The following is a 16,305-nucleotide window of genomic DNA, read 5'->3' as shown; positions in this document are numbered from 1 at the left end:
GGACATGGTGCACGTCAGCGCCGACGGCGGAACGCGGGCCGCTTGACGCCCGCGCCCACACCGGCCAGGTGCAGGGCGACGCACAGCAGGCCCGCGGTGAGCAGCGTGCCGCCGGTGATGACCGATCCGATGGACGCGTCGGCGAGGTCGAGCAGCAACGCCAGCCCGAAGAAGACCGCGGCGATGATGGCGAGCATTGGTGCCTCCTTGTGTGACCTGAACTCCTGCCACGTCACTACCCGGCTGCGGAAGCCCCCAAGCGGGCATTCGGCCCAACTTCGAGGCCTGGAGGGCCAGGTCTCCGTGAGCCGGCAAGGAGGCGCCGGTTATTGAGAGCGCTCTCACTAGACCATGGCGGAAAACACTGTTTTAATGCGACCCGCACATTTGCGGAAAGGAACCCGATGGGGTGGTGAACGTCAACCGAATGGCCCAACTCGTGGACGAAAACTCCCGACTCGCCGCGATTCGGTTCAAAACGATCCCAAAGCGGTGCAATACTCTTCTACCGCACTACCTTCGGGTGATCACCGGGGCCCACCGGGTCACAACGAACGGTGGGTGTGATCCGATTGACGAATGAGCGAATGCCCGAGTTGCCATGGCTCCGGAATCGCCATGGACAGGAGCATCTGTGGAACCTGCGGCGGAATCGGCCAGGTCCCAGCGCCCCTGCGACCTGTGCGGTGGAGCGGGCGAGATGGTGTGGCTCCAACCAGAGCCCGGTCCGACGGGGTTCGTGCTGAGAGAACGCCGCCATCCCTGCACGAACGGCTGTTCGGGCTGGTGGAGGGCCCCGGCCGCAGAACGCCATGACACCGATGGCTGGGTCGTCCAGGCCAACGCCACCTTCTGGCCCCACCCGCTGACACCGTCCTAGGTCCAGCGGCCGTCCCGCAGTTTCGCGGCTCCGCTGGTCACGACCTCGGGAAATCGGCTTTTCCGATTCCTCTTCGCGACCTCCGGGCCCGGATCGTGAATCCTCAACCCCTGGCCAAGCCGCGTGGAATTCCGGTAATCGACTAATCGGCATCAGTGCTGTTCACGGCGGGAGTCCGGCGTCCGGGAGCGGTTTTCCCGGTGGTTCTACCGCGTTACCAGGCGCGGGGTGTTCCGGGGCAGGTCGATCTCCCCCGTGGTGCCGTCCAACGTCGTCGCCAACGCCTCCGCCCATTCGTGCAGGCCTGCGACGTCGATGCCGTGCGGCGGCCCCGACCGGTACTCCGCGACGTTCTTCGCGCCCCGTCGCAACAACGCGGCGCCGCCCGTCGTGTTGCCCCGCGCCGCGTGCGTGAGCCCGACCGCGAGCTGCGCCAGCCCGCGCCACAGCTCCCGCTCGGGGGCGTCGGATGTCTTCCACGCGTCCTCCAGCACCTCGTGCGCGTGGAACGGCATCCCGGCGTCCAGCAGGCGCTGCGCCTCCACCAGCGACTCGGCCGGGGTGCGCGGCACGCCTTCCGGCTGCCGCTCGACACCCGGCACCCCGTAGGGCAGCGGCCTGCCGAGGCCGTCGCGCGGACGGGCGTTGCGGGCCCTGCCGTCGGGGTCGCGGTCGCGGACGGACGTGGTCGCCGGAGCGGCGACCAGACCGTCCACGTGGCCGCAGTGCTCGCACGCCACCGACGCCGGACGTTCCCTGATCCGCCCGCACTCAGGGCAGACGGCGTCCAGCCAGCAGGCCGGGTCCCCGCGTTCGTCATCCACGACCCCGATCCTCCCACTCCGCCGGGGTGCTGGCCCCACCACGGGCACTGGTGTCGGCCCCATCGTGGAAAACCACTGGCACTCCTAGCTTTGGGTCTTCGCAACAGGGGGGACACGGAGCATGGACACGGTTGTCGACGCGCCTGCGCGGTCGCGGTTGTCGTACGGGGTGGCGGGGGTGGTGGTCGTCGCGCTGGTCGCCCTCGCGGGTGGGTACGGCTACCACGGTGACGAGCTGTACTTCCTGGCCGCGGGCCGCCACCTCGCCTGGGGGTATCCGGACCAGCCGCCGCTGACACCGCTCCTGGCGCGGCTGATGGACCTGATCGCGCCGGATTCGCTGGTGGTGCTGAGGGTTCCGGCGGCCGTCGCGGCGGGGCTGACGGTGCTGTTCGTGTCGTTGACCACCCGTGAGATGGGCGGACGGCCGCGCGCGCAGCTCATCGCCGCGTCGGCCGCGGCGGTGTCCGGGTTGGTGCTCGTGCCCGGCCACATGCTGCACACCACCACGATCGACATCTGCCTGTCCGCCGCGCTGGTGTGGCTGGTGGTCCGCGTCCTGCGCACCGGCGACCAGCGGCTCCTGCTGGTGGCGGGTGCGGTGCTGGGGTTGGGACTGCTGAACAAGTACCAGATCGCGGCGGTCGCGGTGGCGCTCGTCGTGGGCCTCGCGGTCGTCGGACCGCGCGGACTGCTGCGCAGCCCGTGGTTCCTCGGCGGCGTGGTGCTGGCGCTCGCGCTGTGGGCGCCGAACCTGTGGTGGCAGGCCCAGAACGGGTGGCCGCAGATCGCGATGGCGAACCTCCTCAGCGAACGCGGCGGCAATGGCGCCCGGCTTTCGTTCGTACCGCTGCAACTGGTGTACGTCAGCCCGTTCCTCGCGCCGCTGTGGATCGCGGGCCTGGTCCGGCTCGTGCGCACGCCCGCGTTCCGCTTCCTCGGGGTCGCCTACCTGCTGCTGGCGGCGGCCTTCATCGCCGCGGGCGGGTCGGCGCTCTACCTGTTCGGCGCCTACTCGGCGCTGCTGGCCGCGGGCGGCCTGGTGGTGGACGGCTGGCTCGACCGCGGCGCGACGGGCCGTCGTGTCACCGCCGGGGTGCTGCTGGGCGCGTCGGCGGCGTTCGTCGCACCGCTGGCGCTGCCGCTCGTGCCGCTGGACAAGCTGTCGACCATTCCGGTCGTGCAGCTCAACGGGCTCACGTCCGAGCAGTTCGGCTGGCCGGAGCTGACCGACACCGTCACCGGCGTCTACCGGGCGCTGCCCGCTGCCGAACGTGAGCACGCGGTGGTGCTGACCGAGAACTTCGGCGAGGCGGCCGCGCTGGAGCGGTACGCGACCGACGGCGGTCTGCCCGCCGTGTACAGCGGGTACCGGGGCTACGCGGACTGGGGGCCGCCGCCGGAGACGGCGACCACCGTGGTGATCGTGGGACCGGCGAAGAGGACCGAGCCGCCCGCCTGGGCCGTGCGCGCCTGCCGCGGTGGAGTCCGGCAGGTGGCGACGACGGACAACGCCCACGGCGTCCGCAACAAGGAGCAGGGCGGCCGGGTCTGGGTGTGCACCGGTCTCGGCGAGTCCTGGGCTTCCCTGTGGCCGGGCATCCGCCACCTGGACTGAGCCACTCCGACATCGGATTGCTCCGTATCGTTCATCCGCCAGTGGCGATTGTCGTGGCAGTCTTCATCCCATCGTGTGATGTTTGATCACACCGCGTTATCCCGTGGATCCCTGCCCACGGGAAGCGCACGCCCTCGGGAGAGGACACCACAGTGCTGAAATCCCGTGCCACCGGGTGGAACGCGGTGGGCCTGCTCGTCGTGGCGGCGGTCGTCGCCGTCGCCGTGCAGGCAGCGCCCGCCACAGCGGCCACACCGCTCACCGTCGCCCAGGCCATCGCCCAGCAGACCGGCGCCTCCGCGACGGTCCGCGGCTACGTGGTCGGCCAGCCCACCGCGACCACCACGGTCGTCCGCTCGAACTTCCCGACCGACTACGCGCTGGCCCTCGCCGACACGGCGGGTGAGACCAGCACGTCGAAGATGGTCTACGTCCAGATCACGGCGTCCTTCCGGGCCGCGTGGGGTCTGAAGACCAACCCGAGCCTGCTGGGCGAGCGGATCGACGTCACCGGCCCGCTCGGCGCGTACTTCTCGCACGCGGGCCTCACGGCGCCGACGGCGTTCGCGCTCGCGGGCGGCGGCACGACCCCGCCGACGACCACGACGACCACCACCCCGCCGACGGGCACGCCCGGCGACTACGACGGCACGTACTACAAGAACGCGATCGGCAAGTCCGGCACGGCGCTGCGCACGTCGTTGAACCAGATCATCACGCCGCAGACGAAGCTCACCTACGACCAGGTCTGGGACGCGCTGAAGCTGACCGACCAGGACCCCGCCAACTCCAACAACGTGATCCTGCTGTACTCCGGCACGTCACGGGCCAAGAGCCTCAACGGCGGCAACCCGGACGACTGGAACCGCGAGCACGTCTGGGCCAAGTCGCACGGCGACTTCGGCACCGCGACCGGCCCCGGCACGGACGTCCACCACCTGCGGCCGACCGACGTGACGGTGAACTCAAACCGCGGCAACAAGGACTTCGACCTCGGCGGCACCCAGTCGACCGAGGCGCCGGGCAACTACACCGACGCCGACTCGTGGGAGCCGCGCAACGCCGACAAGGGCGACGTGGCCCGGATGATCTTCTACATGGCCATCCGGTACGAGGGTGCCGACGGCTTCCCGAACCTGGAGGTCAACAACAGCGTCGGCAACGGCAGCAACCCGTACATCGGCAAGCTGTCCGTGCTGAAGCAGTGGAACACCCAGGACCCGCCCAGCACGTTCGAGAAGCGCCGCAACCAGGTCATCTACGACACGTTCCAGCACAACCGGAACCCGTTCATCGACCACCCGGAGTGGGTCGCCTCGATCTGGGGCTGACGTCGAAGGGGGTCGTCCTGCCGGGCGGCCCCCTTTTCTCGGGCTTTACATGTGACCAAATGGTCACCTATCCTTCCGGGGTGACCGACGACGACCGCGTGTTCAAGGCGCTGGCCGACCCCACCCGCCGGTTCCTCCTCGACCTGCTCTTCGAGCGCGACGGCCGCACGCTCACCGAGCTGGAAGCGGAGGTGGAGATGACCCGCTTCGGCGTCATGAAGCACCTGAGGGTGCTGGAGGAAGCCGGGCTCGTCGTCACCCGCAAGGCGGGCAGGGAGAAGCTGCACCACCTCAACGCGGTCCCGATCCGCCTCGTCCACGACAGGTGGATCGACAAGTACACCGAGCGCCGCGTCTCGGCGCTCGCCGACCTCAAGGCCGAGCTGGAGGCACGACATGAGCGCGAGCACCGTCCAGGTGAACAGGGTGTGGATCAAGGCGACCCCGCAGGCGGTGTGGGACGCGATCACCAGCACTGACTGGAACGACAGGTACGGCTACGAGTGCCCTAGCCACTACGACCTGCGCCCCGGCGGCTCCTACCGCGTCACCGCCAGCGACGCCATGAAGGAGCACGGCGCCCCCGACGTCATCATCGACGGCGAAGTCCTCGAATCCGACCCGCCGCGCAAGCTCGTGCAGACGTGGCGGGCGAACTTCTCGCCGGAGCTGACCGCGGAGGGCTTCACCACGCTCACGTGGGAGATCGTCGAGGAGTACGGGTCGGTGCGGCTGACCGTGACGCACGAGGTCGGCGGGGCGCCCATGGCGGCGGAGCAGGTCGCGGGCAACATCCCCGGCGCGGGCGGCGGCTGGTCGTACATCATCAGCGACATCAAGACGCTGCTGGAGACCGGGAAGTCCCTGGCGGGAACGGCCGCGCCGCAGCCGTGACGGCGGTGATGCCCGTGACTCGAGGCGCGGTGCGCGTGATAATCGTTCCCCGTGACGAGTTCCGAGCAGCAGCGGGTGGGTCCGTTCGACGTTCCGCTGGATGGCGAGCGCGTCCAGCTCGACGCGTTCGTCGAGGACTACCGCCGTGCCGTCGAGGCGACCCTCGACTCCCTCACCGAGGAGCAGGCCCGCCGCGGGCTCGTGCCGTCGGCGACGACGCTGTTGGGGCTGCTCAAGCACGTCACGTGGATGCAGCGGGTGTGGTTCGAGGAGTGCGTCGGCGGCACACCCCGCCAGGAACTCGGCCTGGTGGGCACCCCGGACGAGTCCTTCCGGCTCGCTGACGACGACACCGTCGCCTCGGTCGTGGCGGCCCACCGACGAGCGTGCGCCACGGCCAGGACGACGGTCGCGGACCTGCCGCTGGACGCGGTCGTGACCGGCCACCGCTCCGGCCCGCGCACGCTCCGCTGGGTGTACCTGCAAGTCCTGCGGGAACTGGCCCACCACTGCGGGCACGCCGACATCCTGCGCGAACAGGTGCTGGCTGACTGACCCCGGTCGTCGCCGGGTGCGTTCGCCCAGGTGACCGCATACTGGCCGACATGCCCGAGCCGTACTGGGTGCTGCACGTCGACCTCGACGAGTTCATCGCCGCGGTCGAGGTCGCGCGGAGGCCGGAGCTGCGAGGGAAGCCCGTGGTGGTCGGCGGCACGGGCGATCCGGCGCGGCGGGCGGTCGTGGCGACGGCGTCCTACGCGGCGCGCGCGTTCGGCGTCCACTCCGGGATGCCGTTGCGGCTCGCGAAGAAGCGCTGCCCGGACGCCGTGTTCCTGCCGACCGACCCACCCGCGTACGACCGGGCGTCCGCCGAGGTGTTCGCGGTGCTGCGGACGTTCGCCGTGGTCGTCGAGGTACTGGGCTGGGACGAGGGTTTCCTCGGGGCGCACACGGACGACCCGCACGCGCTCGCCGTGGACGTCCGGCGCGCGGTGCAGGACGTGACGGGGCTGGTGTGCTCGATCGGCATCGGCGACAACCGGTTGCGCGCCAAGCTGGCCACCGGTTTCGCCAAGCCCGCGGGGATCTTCCGGCTCACGCGGGACAACTGGGTCGAGGTGATGGCGGACCTGCCGACCGGGGCGCTGTGGGGGATAGGCCCGCGGACGTCGGCGAAGCTGGCCGAACTCGGCGTCACCACGGTCCGCCTGCTCGCCGCGGCCGACGACACCGACCTGGCCGCACGCTTCGGCCCCGCCACCGGTCCGCACCTCAGGCAGCTCGCGCTCGGCGCGTCGGCCACCGAGGTCACCGCGACCCCGCACGTGGCGAAGTCGCGCAGCCGCGAGACCACGTTCCAGCAGGACCTGACCGACAGGGCGCGGATAGACCGCGAGATCACCGCCCTGGCGGCACGGGTGGCGGAAGACGTGGCCGCCGAGGGAAGACCCGTGCTTCGGGTAGCGGTGAAGATCAGATTCGCCCCGTTCCACACCGCGACCCGCAGCACCACCCTGCCGAACCCGACCAGGTCGACCACCGACATCGAACGCGCCGCACTGGACGTCACGAACCGCTTCGACCTCACCCGCCCCGTCCGACTGCTCGGCGTACGGGCGGAGTTCTAGCGCTTGGTCGACCACCGGGCGCACGCCGAACGGGCCGTGGTGGAGGACTGTTCCACCGCGGCCCGTTCCGGGGGCTAGTAGCGGTACTGGTCCGTCTTGAACGGGCCCTCGACCTCGACGCCGATGTACTCGGCCTGCTTGGGCGTGAGCTTCGTCAGCTTCACGCCGAGCGCGTCGAGGTGCAGGCGGGCGACCTTCTCGTCCAGGTGCTTGGGCAGCACGTAGACCTGCCGGTCGTACTCGCCCTGCTTCGTGAACAGCTCGATCTGCGCCATGGTCTGGTTGGTGAACGAGTTCGACATGACGAAGCTGGGGTGGCCGGTGGCGTTGCCCAGGTTCATCAGCCTGCCCTCGGAGAGCACGATGACCGAGTGCCCGTCCGGGAACCGCCACTCGTGCACCTGCGGCTTGATCTCGACCTTCTTGATGCCGGGGACCTTCGCCAGACCGGCCATGTCGATCTCGTTGTCGAAGTGGCCGACGTTGCCGACGATGGCGTTGTGCTTCATCCTCGCCATGTCCGCGGCCATGATGATGTCCAGGTTGCCGGTCGTGGTGATGAAGATGTCGCCCTTCGCGACCACGTCCTCCAGCGCCACGACGTCGAGGCCCTCCATCGACGCCTGGAGCGCGCAGATCGGGTCGATCTCGGTGACGACGACCCGCGCGCCCTGGCCGCGCAACGACTCCGCCGCGCCCTTGCCGACGTCGCCGTACCCGCAGATCACGGCCAGCTTGCCCGCGATCATCACGTCCGTGCCGCGGTTCAGACCGTCCACAAGGGAGTGCCGGATGCCGTACTTGTTGTCGAACTTGGACTTCGTGACCGAGTCGTTGACGTTGATCGCCGGGAACAGCAGGGTCCCGTCGGCGGCCAGCTTGTAGAGCCGCTTGACGCCGTTCGTGGTCTCCTCGGTGACGCCCTTGATCGCCGCCGCGATGCGGGTGAACCGGCCCGCGTCCTCGGCCAGCGACCGCGCCAGCGTGGCCAGCACGATCTTGTACTCGTCCGCGTCGTCGTCGTCGGTCGGCGCGGGCACGGCGCCCGCCGCCTCGAACTCGACGCCCTTGTGCACCAGCATGGTCGCGTCGCCGCCGTCGTCGACGACCATGTTCGGGCCGAGCCCGTCCGCGAACTGGAAGAGCTGGTCGGTGCACCACCAGTAGTCCTCCAGCGTTTCACCCTTCCAGGCGAACACCGGCGTGCCGGTCGGCTCCTCGGGGGTCCCGTCCGGGCCCACCACGACGGCCGCCGCGGCCTCGTCCTGCGTGGAGAACACGTTGCACGACACCCAGCGCACGTCCGCGCCCAGCGCCACCAGCGTCTCGATCAGCACGGCCGTCTGCACCGTCATGTGCAGCGAACCGGCGACCCGCGCGCCCTTGAGCGGCTGCGCCTCGGCGAACTCGCGCCGGGTGGCCATCAGACCGGGCATCTCCTGCTCGGCGAGCCGCATCTGGTGCCGACCGGACTCCGCCAGCGACAGGTCCGCGACCGCGAACTCGATCCCGTTGACCTTCTGCAACTTGGAACTCAAAACCCACCAGCCTCCTGTGTCAGGAGGCGCCCTTGGGGGTTGGAGTCGTGAGCCGAGCGTGGCGGGCCGTGCCCGTCGCAGCGCCTCTCGACTCCCTTCCAGCATGGCAATCCCGCCCGCGCGTTGTCAACGTGGCCCGCTTGGCACAATCGGGTCATGCCGGGAAAGCGCAGTGCGGGAATCCTGTTGTACCGCGGGGCGGACGACACGACCGAGGTCCTCCTGGGCCACATGGGCGGCCCCTTCTGGGCCCGCAAGGACGAGCACGCCTGGTCCGTGCCGAAGGGCGAGTACCTGGACGACGAAACCCCCGAGGCCGCCGCCCGCCGCGAGTTCCGGGAAGAACTCGGCCTGCCGGTCCCCGACGGCGACCTGGTGGAACTGGGCGAGGTCAAGCAGTCCGGCGGCAAGGTCATCACGGCCTGGGCCCTGCACGCCGACCTCGACCCGGCCGACGTGGTGCCCGGCACGTTCGAACTGGAGTGGCCGCCGAAGTCCGAGCAGCTCAAGGAGTTCCCGGAGGTCGACCGGGTCGAGTGGTTCACCGTGGAGGTGGCGCGAACCAAGATCGTAAAAGCCCAGGCCGCACTGCTGGACCGCCTGCTCGCGCTGCCGTGACGCCTGGGGGACAGGTCGGCCGCTGAACAGGGCGTTCGACGCCTGGTGTCAGGCCGCTTCTCGGGAGATGTGGCTGATGTGGTGCGAGGTGGCCATCGCGATCCACTGCCACGACGCACCGGCGTTGACCCTTCCCTCCTTGCAGCCCAGGAGGCGTTCGTCGCCCCAGGAGTAGCGGTGGCCTGCGAAGTCCGGGAGCCTCACCAGTTCTCCCGCCAAGTCCGCGAAGCTCGAGGCGGCGGTGGATTCCACGTTCTCCCGGTCCGGTTTGCGGCGGAGCGCGATCCGCCTCCCCGTGACGGTGTAGTACAGGTAGGGATGGGGTTGCCGGAGTTCCGACGTGGTCCGGGGCCGCACGACCGGGTGCGCGATGCCGTAGTCGCCGTAGCGGACCGGTGGCTCGACCAGGCGGCTCACGTGTTGCCACAGTTCGAGTTCAGGTCGGTCTTGGGTGCTGGTGTCGTAGGTCGTCCGCTTGGTCGGCACCGATCCGGCCAGCAACGTCACCGAGCCGCAGCCCGCCGCCGCGCGCACGGTGTCCACCGCGTCACGCACCACCGGCGGGGTCACGGCGTCGACGTACCCGACGTCCACGACGACGTGCACCTGAGCCGGGTCGACGGAGGTCAGGTCGACGATCCGCCCGATCCGCCCGATCCGGCCCGCCAGGTCGCCGGCGGGCCGGGTGAGGTCGCGCACCCGCACCACCACCGGTCGATCGTGGTGCTCCCGCAACAGCGCCACCTTGCGGAGGACGTCGTCCGACGAATCCACCGCGACCACGGGGACGAGTGCGGGCACGCTAGGGGCGAACAACCCCAACCTGCGACTCAGCTCGCCCTCGATCATCTCGTCCAACTGCCCGAACGCGCCGCCCGGAGTGGACCGCAGCCCGCTCGCCGAGGTGAGCCAGTGCGCGTCGACCCACAACGACCGGTCGTCCCTCGCCAACGCGACCGCGGCGTCGACCAGTGGAAGTGATGGAGAGGCCGAGTCACCCGGCAGAGTGAAATAGTTCGTCGGATCGCGTACTGCCGAGGTGACGCGGGGTCAGCTCTCGAAGTTCGGCAGTGCTGCTCGGACGTCGTCGCTGCGGTCCTTGGGCAGTTCCCACTCCTCCTGCCGCCCCAACGCCGTCAGGTCGAGGTAGTAGTACGACCCGCCGGTCGCCTCGGTGCCCCGCGCGAACGTCGAGTACGTGTGGAACACCCGCTCCCCGTCGCGCAGGAAGAAGCTCTGACCAGGTGCTTCGCCCGGCGACGCGTCCTCGACCGGGCGGTAGTTGTACTCCGCGGGCAGGACCGCCGGGTCGAGGGTGACGTGGTAGTCGTAGTTGAAGTCGCTGCCGAACGACGAGTACCAGGGGAACGTCCAGCCCTTCTTCGCCTTGTAGGCCTCGATCTTCGCCAGCGGGGCGCGCGAGACGAACGCCATCGACGTGTCGCGGACCGCCAGGTGGCGGACCAGGCCGTCGGACACCTCGTCCGCGCCCGCGCTGCACGACGAGCAGCCGTCGTCCCAGCTCGGGTCGAACATGAAGTGGCCGAGGACGAGCTGGCGGCGGCCCTCGAACATGTCGAGCAGCCGCACCTCGCCGGACGGGCCGTCGAAGACGTAGTCCTTGTCGACCAGCACCATCGGGAGCGACCGGCGTTCGGCGTTCAGCTCGTCACGGGCGCGCGTGGCGGCCTTCTCCTTGACCAGCAGCGCCCTTCGGGCCTCCAACCACTCGGAACGCGACACGACCTCGGGCAGGCTCATGGAACTCTCCTCTCGTCACAGGGGTAGACCCGCGGACGGGGGAGAAGTCATCGGTCAGAGCGCCGCGAGTTGCGCCCGGCCGTGCCGGGACAGCCACATCTCGAACGTCATCAGCCCTGGGTGCAGCGCGCGCAGCGCCGGTACGTCGGCCTGCTCCGCCGCCGAGGAGTCGAACACGTCGGCCAGGCCGGGGTCGTGCTGCCTGATGATGTCCAGCGGGATCTGGTGGTAGGCGACGGGGTGGCCGAGCGCGCGGCCGAGGACCGTCGCGAGTTCACGGGGTGTGCGCTCGTCGCCCGCGATCGTCAGCGAGCGGCCCGCGTAGGACTCCGGGTCGGCGAACGCGAGCGCGGCGAACGCGCCGATGTCGTCCACGGCGATCATCTGGTACCGCGTGTCCGGCTCCAGGAGGTGGGCGAACGAGCCGTCCAGCACGTCCTTCGAGACGACCAGGTCCTCCATGAACGTCGCCGGGCGCAGCACGGTCGCGGGCAGGCCGATGGCCGCGATGTGCTGCTCGACCTCCCACTTGCTGTCGAACGACGGCACGCCCGTGCGCTCGGAGGCCTCGACCAGCGACGCGTAGACGAGGTGCTCGACGCCCGCCGCCTTGGCCGCGTCGGCGACCGCGCGACCCCACCGCGCCTCCGTCTCGGTGCTGTAGCCCATCGGGGCTCCGGGGTCGTGCGGCGCGGGCTGGACGCTGAACACGCCGTGCGCGCCCGCCATGGCTCTGACCAGCGAGGACGTGTCGTCCATGTCGGCGGCGACGACCTCGGCGCCCGCGGCTGCCAGCGCCGCGGCGGCCGGACCGGTGGTGTTCCTGGTGAGGGCGCGGACGTGCCACCCGGCGGTCAGGAGGTGGGCCGCTGTCGCGCCGCCCTGCTTGCCGGTAGCCCCGACCACCACGACGGTCTTGCCCAAAACTGCCTCCAAGGCCGGACTGTTTCGTCCCATACTATCTAGTACGGGACGAAACTGGTCAGGCCGCGGGAGGAGCGGTGCTGTGCCGCACGACCAGCGTCGTGGCCAGCTCGATCCGCCGGTGCTCCGGCTTCTCGCCGCGCGCCAGCGTGATCGCCAGCCTCGTGCCCGCGGCGGCCATGTCCTGCAACGGCTGCCGCACGGTCGTGAGCGGCGGGCCGACCCACTCGGCGAGCGGCAGGTCGTCGAAGCCGACCACGCTCAGGTCCTGCGGCACCCGCAGGCCCGCGGCGCGCGCGGCCTCGTACACGCCGAGCGCCTGGAGGTCGCTGCCCGCGAAGATCGCGGTGGGACGGTCCGGTCGGGACAGCAGCACGGTCGCCTGCTTGAACCCCGACTCGACGTGGAAGTCGCCGTACCGCACCAGTTCCGGGTCGACGGTGAGACCCGCGGTCTCCATCGCCGCGCGGTAGCCGTCCACCCTGGCCCGACTGCACAGCACGCGTTCCGGGCCGCCGATCATGCCGATCCGGGTGTGCCCCAGCTCCAGCAGGTGGCGGGTGGCCGTGAGGCCGCCGTTCCAGTTCGTCGCGCCGATCGACGGCGTCTCCGTGCCGGGCTCGCCGACCGGGTCGACCACGACGACCGGGATGTCACGGGCGCGCAGCTTCGCGAGCTGCGTCGCGCTCAGGTCGGAGAACACCGCGATCACGCCGAGCGGCCTGCGCGCGATGACGCTCTCCAGCCAGCCGTGACCGGGCGTCAGCCTGCCCTGCGACTCGGACATGACCACGGCCAGCCCGTGCTCGCGGGCGACCTGCTCGGCACCGCGGATGATCTCCAACGCCCACGCGCTCTCCAGCTCGTGGAACATCAGTTCGACCAGTGTGGACCGACGGGAGCGGTCGTCGCCCCGGCGCTGGTACCCGTGGCGCCGGATGATCGCCTCCACCCGTTCACGGGTGTGGGCGGCGACGTCCGTTCGCCCGTTCATCACCTTCGAAACTGTCGGCACGGACACGCCAGCCTCAGTGGCGATGTCGGCGATGGTGATCTTTCCCGACACGGGCCCGCCTGCTGCTGAGGGCTCGGCTTTCGCTGACATGCCCGCAGTCTACGGTAGGGGCCCACCAGGTCGAAACTATCGACACTTATTTGCCGAACCCGGCGGTCAGGCCGCTGAGCAGGTATCGCCTGCCGATCAGGTACACGACGAAGATCGGCATCACGGACAGCGTAACCGCCGCGAGCAGTGCGGGCACGTTGGTGCCGAACTGGCCCTGGAAGTTCCACAGCCCGAGCGTGAGCACCCGGCTCGACTGCGACTGCGTCAGCACGAGCGGGAACAGGAACCCGTTCCACGCGTTGAGCGCGGTGTAGACGACGACGGTCACGATCGCGGGCCTGGCCAGCGGCAGCACCAGGTACCGCAGCACGCCGAACGCGCTCGCGCCGTCGATCGTCTGCGCCTCGTACAGCTCCTTCGGCACGTCGCGGAGGCTGTTGGTCAGCACGAGCGTCGCCACCGGCAGCGCGAACGCCGCCGTCGGCAGGATGATCGCGGTGAGGCTGTCGTACAGGTTCAGCCTGGTGATCAGCAGGTACACCGGGATGATCGTGGCCTGGGCGGGGATCGCCAGCCCGGCCAGCAGCAGGGTGAACCCGCGCTGCACGAGCTTGCTCGGGCTGCGCGCGACGGCGTACGCGGCGGGCACGCCGAGCAGCACCACGATCGCGACCGTCGCCGCCGTGACGACGACGTTGTTGAAGAGGTAGCCGCCGAACCCTCCATCCAGGACGGTCCGGTAGTTGTCCAGGGTCGGGTCCTCCGGCGGCTTGAGCGGGCTGGAGGTCAGGTAGTCGGCCCGGCCGCGCAGGCTGGCCGCGACCATGAAGTACAGCGGTCCCACGACGAGGACCAGCCACACCAGCGCCGAGGCCCCCGCGGGCCAGTTGCGCTTCACGCGCCCTCCTGCTGACTGGTCATGGACCGGAAGCCGGTCACCCGCATCACGAGCAGCGACAACCCGGTGCCGACGACGACGAGCAGCACGGCCATCGTGCTGGCGTAGCCCATCTCGAAGCCGCTGAACCCGGTGATGTACATGTGCAGCGGCGCGATCCGGGACGCGGCGCCCGGTCCGCCGTTGGTGAGGATCAGGACGGTGTCGAACGTGGTCAGCGAGCCGACGATCATCAGGATCGACGACGTGATGACCGTGTACCGCAGTTGCGGCAGCGTGATGTGGAAGAACTGCCGCACCCGGCCCGCGCCGTCGATGGTGGCGGCCTCGTACAGGGTCTGCGGGATCGCCCGCGCCGCGCCCTGGTAGAGCAGCGTGTGGAACGGCACGTACTGCCAGGTGATCACGAAGGCCACGGTGTACAGGACGATCGACGGGTTGCCGAGGAACTGGACGTCGCCCAGCCACCCGCCGATCGACTGCGTCACGCCGAAGTTCGGGTCGAGCATCACCTGCCACAGCAGGGCGATGGCCGCCGTGGACAGCAGCAGCGGCAGGAAGAAGATGGAGCTGAGCACCGCGCGGGTGCGCTGGCGGCCCGCGGCCCAGACGCCGATCAGCAGTGCGATCGGCGTCTGGACCAGCCACGAGACCACCATCAGGATCGCGGTGCGGCCCACCGCGTCGCGCGCTTGACCGTCGTCGGCCAGCCGAGCCCAGTTGTCCACCCCGTTCGGTTGCGGTGTGCCCAGTCCGTCCCACGACGTGAAGCTGAGGAGCACGACGAGGACCATGGGCAACGCCGCGAACAGGGCGAAGAACGCGAAAGCGGGTGCGGCGTACCAGAAGGACGGTCGTTGGCGCATCGTCAGCCCGCCGCCAGCGCGTCGACGAAGGCCTGCGGCGTCACCTTGCCGAGGAACAGCTCCTGCAACTGGGTCAGCATCTTGGTCGACTGGTCGGCCGTCAGGTCCTGGTCCCAGGAGAGCTGGAACACCGTGGCCTTCTCGACCAGCTCGTAGATCCAGGTCGTGTACTCGGAGTTCGGGGCCTTGGCCAGCTTCTCCTTCATGCCGACCACCGCGGGCACGTCACCCGCGTCGATCAGCGACTGCACGTACTTCTCGTCGTTCAGGCCGGACGCGACGAACTTCTTGGCCGCGTCGACCGACTTCGAGGACTTCGTGATGGAGTAGTAGTTGGACGAGTTGCCCACCACGGTCCCCGGCTGGCCCTTGCCGCCGGGCAGCGTCGGGAACGCCACCCAGCCGAGCTTGCCGTTCTTGACGAAGTCCGGGCTCTGCTGGAGCTGGTTCGTGTACTCCCACGACCCCATCAGGTGCATCGCCGCCTTGCCCTGGGCCAGGATCGTCGACGCGCCACCCACGTCGTAGCCGACGGAGGCGTAGTTGGTGCCGAAGCCGCCGCGGTCGACGAGTTCCTTCACCTTGGTCGCCGCCTGGAGGACCGCCGGGTCCTTCCAGCCCGCGGGGCCCTTGTCCCTGATGTTCTTGAAGACGTCGGAGCCGCCCTGCCGGTCGAGCAGGTACTCGATCCACATCAGCTCGGTCCACGCCTGCGAGCCCGCCAGCGAGATCGGCTGGACGCCCGCGGCCTTGAACTTGTCCACGAGGGCCAGCAGTTCGTCCCACGTGGTCGGTGGCGTCGCGCCCGCCGCGGTGAAGACGTCCTTGTTGTAGAAGAGGACGACCGGCTGCATGCCGCGCATGGGGATGCCGTAGTACTTGCCGTCGATCTTCGCGCCGTCCAGGACGCTGGGCAGGAACGCGCTCTTGAGGGAGGGGTTCTCGTCCAGCACCGGGGTCAGGTCGACGATCTTGTCGGCGTCGACGTACTCCTTGAGGTTGCCGCCGCCCCAGTTGAAGAAGACGTCCGGTGCGTTGGGCGAGCCGATCGCGACCCGCAGCTTCTGCTTGTACGGGTCGTTGCCGAAGGTCTCCAGCGTGCCGCCCGCGCCTTCGGCGGAGGCCTTCTCGATCGGGTTGAGCGCCGGGTCCTGCAGCGCCCACACCTTGAAGGGGCCGCCACCGCCGCTCCCCGCTGAGGGACCGGATGTGCCGCACGCGGCCGCCACGGCGACCATCGCGACCATCGTGATCAGGGCGTGCGTTCTAGACCGGCGGAACATGCGACCGCCTTCCTCTCTGCCACGGTGCCGAGTTCGAAACATTTCGAAACCTGTTCGACTTGCGCAGACAGTAGGGCTAGGTCTTTAGGGTGTCAAGGGTCACTATCCTGGCCTATTTGTGCCGTTCTCCCAGCTCATTGTGTTTCGAAGTGTTTCCGATAGTATCGGTCACAATT

Annotated in this window: 16 protein-coding genes, 2 pseudogenes and 1 riboswitch; of the genes and pseudogenes, 8 read left to right on the top strand and 10 right to left on the bottom strand. The window is 69.6% G+C overall.

From position 1 onward, the window contains the following. Positions 1–14: 14 nt before the first annotated feature. Together NZH93_RS14655 and NZH93_RS14650 are read right to left on the bottom strand one after the other, a co-directional pair. Positions 15–197, bottom strand: coding sequence for a hypothetical protein (locus tag NZH93_RS14655; protein WP_259623609.1), 183 nt, complete (start codon positions 195–197; stop codon positions 15–17). Between the two features lie 889 nt (positions 198–1,086). Next, positions 1,087–1,587 (bottom strand): DUF309 domain-containing protein, encoded by a 501-nt coding sequence (locus NZH93_RS14650; RefSeq protein WP_259623904.1) that lies wholly within the window; start codon positions 1,585–1,587, stop codon positions 1,087–1,089. 238 nt (positions 1,588–1,825) lie between these two features. Here NZH93_RS14650 and NZH93_RS14645 point away from each other — a divergent pair, with 238 nt between their 5' ends. The 7 genes and pseudogenes from NZH93_RS14645 to NZH93_RS14615 all read left to right on the top strand — a co-directional run bounded on the left by NZH93_RS14645 (position 1,826) and on the right by NZH93_RS14615 (position 7,175). Further along, positions 1,826–3,322: a glycosyltransferase family 39 protein gene (locus NZH93_RS14645; protein ID WP_259623608.1), complete on the top strand. Its 1,497-nt coding sequence runs from the start codon at positions 1,826–1,828 to the stop codon at positions 3,320–3,322. Between the two features lie 152 nt (positions 3,323–3,474). After that, positions 3,475–3,879, top strand: a pseudogene (locus tag NZH93_RS14640) (DUF6359 domain-containing protein); the annotation flags it as partial. 90 nt (positions 3,880–3,969) lie between these two features. Next, positions 3,970–4,653, top strand: a pseudogene (locus NZH93_RS14635) (endonuclease I family protein); the annotation flags it as partial. A 59-nt stretch (positions 4,654–4,712) separates the two neighbouring features. Further along, positions 4,713–5,132, top strand: a complete 420-nt coding sequence (locus NZH93_RS14630) for an ArsR/SmtB family transcription factor (protein ID WP_259623607.1) — start codon at positions 4,713–4,715, stop codon at positions 5,130–5,132. Continuing rightward, entirely contained in the window at positions 5,080–5,547 is a 468-nt protein-coding gene (locus NZH93_RS14625) for an SRPBCC domain-containing protein (RefSeq protein ID WP_259623903.1), read from the top strand. Before NZH93_RS14630 ends, NZH93_RS14625 begins: the two co-directional genes overlap by 53 nt. Before the next feature lie 75 nt (positions 5,548–5,622). Next, positions 5,623–6,102, top strand: coding sequence for a DinB family protein (locus NZH93_RS14620; protein WP_259623902.1), 480 nt, complete (start codon positions 5,623–5,625; stop codon positions 6,100–6,102). Between the two features lie 50 nt (positions 6,103–6,152). Beyond that, on the top strand, positions 6,153–7,175 hold the full coding sequence (locus tag NZH93_RS14615) for a DNA polymerase IV (protein ID WP_259623606.1): 1,023 nt from the start codon (positions 6,153–6,155) through the stop codon (positions 7,173–7,175). A 74-nt stretch (positions 7,176–7,249) separates the two neighbouring features. Here the strand turns inward: NZH93_RS14615 and ahcY are convergent, their stop codons facing one another. After that, the gene (gene ahcY / locus NZH93_RS14610) at positions 7,250–8,713 is read right to left on the bottom strand and encodes an adenosylhomocysteinase (protein WP_259623605.1); all 1,464 of its coding nucleotides are present in this window, start codon (positions 8,711–8,713) and stop codon (positions 7,250–7,252) included. A 17-nt stretch (positions 8,714–8,730) separates the two neighbouring features. Continuing rightward, a riboswitch (S-adenosyl-L-homocysteine riboswitch) is annotated at positions 8,731–8,808 on the bottom strand. Positions 8,809–8,869: 61 nt separating this feature from the next. Between ahcY and NZH93_RS14605 the strand changes: the two genes are divergently transcribed. After that, positions 8,870–9,331, top strand: a complete 462-nt coding sequence (locus tag NZH93_RS14605; protein WP_259623604.1) for an NUDIX hydrolase — start codon at positions 8,870–8,872, stop codon at positions 9,329–9,331. 48 nt (positions 9,332–9,379) lie between these two features. Here the strand turns inward: NZH93_RS14605 and NZH93_RS14600 are convergent, their stop codons facing one another. From NZH93_RS14600 to NZH93_RS14570, 7 genes are all read right to left on the bottom strand, one after another. Beyond that, positions 9,380–10,282 (bottom strand): beta family protein, encoded by a 903-nt coding sequence (locus tag NZH93_RS14600; protein WP_259623603.1) that lies wholly within the window; start codon positions 10,280–10,282, stop codon positions 9,380–9,382. A 99-nt stretch (positions 10,283–10,381) separates the two neighbouring features. Then, positions 10,382–11,092, bottom strand: a complete 711-nt coding sequence (locus tag NZH93_RS14595) for a DUF899 domain-containing protein (RefSeq protein ID WP_259623602.1) — start codon at positions 11,090–11,092, stop codon at positions 10,382–10,384. A 54-nt stretch (positions 11,093–11,146) separates the two neighbouring features. Next, a complete protein-coding gene (locus NZH93_RS14590) occupies positions 11,147–12,028 on the bottom strand; it encodes an NmrA/HSCARG family protein (protein WP_259623601.1) in 882 nt (293 codons plus the stop codon). Between the two features lie 46 nt (positions 12,029–12,074). Continuing rightward, a complete protein-coding gene (locus NZH93_RS14585) occupies positions 12,075–13,121 on the bottom strand; it encodes a LacI family DNA-binding transcriptional regulator (RefSeq protein WP_259623600.1) in 1,047 nt (348 codons plus the stop codon). Positions 13,122–13,167: 46 nt separating this feature from the next. Then, positions 13,168–13,980 (bottom strand): carbohydrate ABC transporter permease, encoded by an 813-nt coding sequence (locus NZH93_RS14580; protein ID WP_259623599.1) that lies wholly within the window; start codon positions 13,978–13,980, stop codon positions 13,168–13,170. Further along, positions 13,977–14,846 carry a carbohydrate ABC transporter permease gene (locus NZH93_RS14575; protein WP_259623598.1) on the bottom strand — a complete coding sequence of 290 codons (870 nt, stop codon included), beginning with the start codon at positions 14,844–14,846 and terminating at the stop codon, positions 13,977–13,979. The genes NZH93_RS14580 and NZH93_RS14575 overlap by 4 nt, the downstream gene beginning before the upstream one ends. A gap of 2 nt (positions 14,847–14,848) precedes the next feature. Continuing rightward, complete coding sequence (locus NZH93_RS14570; RefSeq protein WP_259623597.1) at positions 14,849–16,129, bottom strand: extracellular solute-binding protein; 1,281 nt, start codon at positions 16,127–16,129, stop codon at positions 14,849–14,851. Positions 16,130–16,305: the final 176 nt, after the last annotated feature.

The organism is Umezawaea endophytica, from assembly GCF_025061645.1.
Taxonomy (GTDB): domain Bacteria; phylum Actinomycetota; class Actinomycetes; order Mycobacteriales; family Pseudonocardiaceae; genus Umezawaea; species Umezawaea endophytica.
This window is presented reverse-complemented; position numbering and strand designations above follow the sequence as displayed.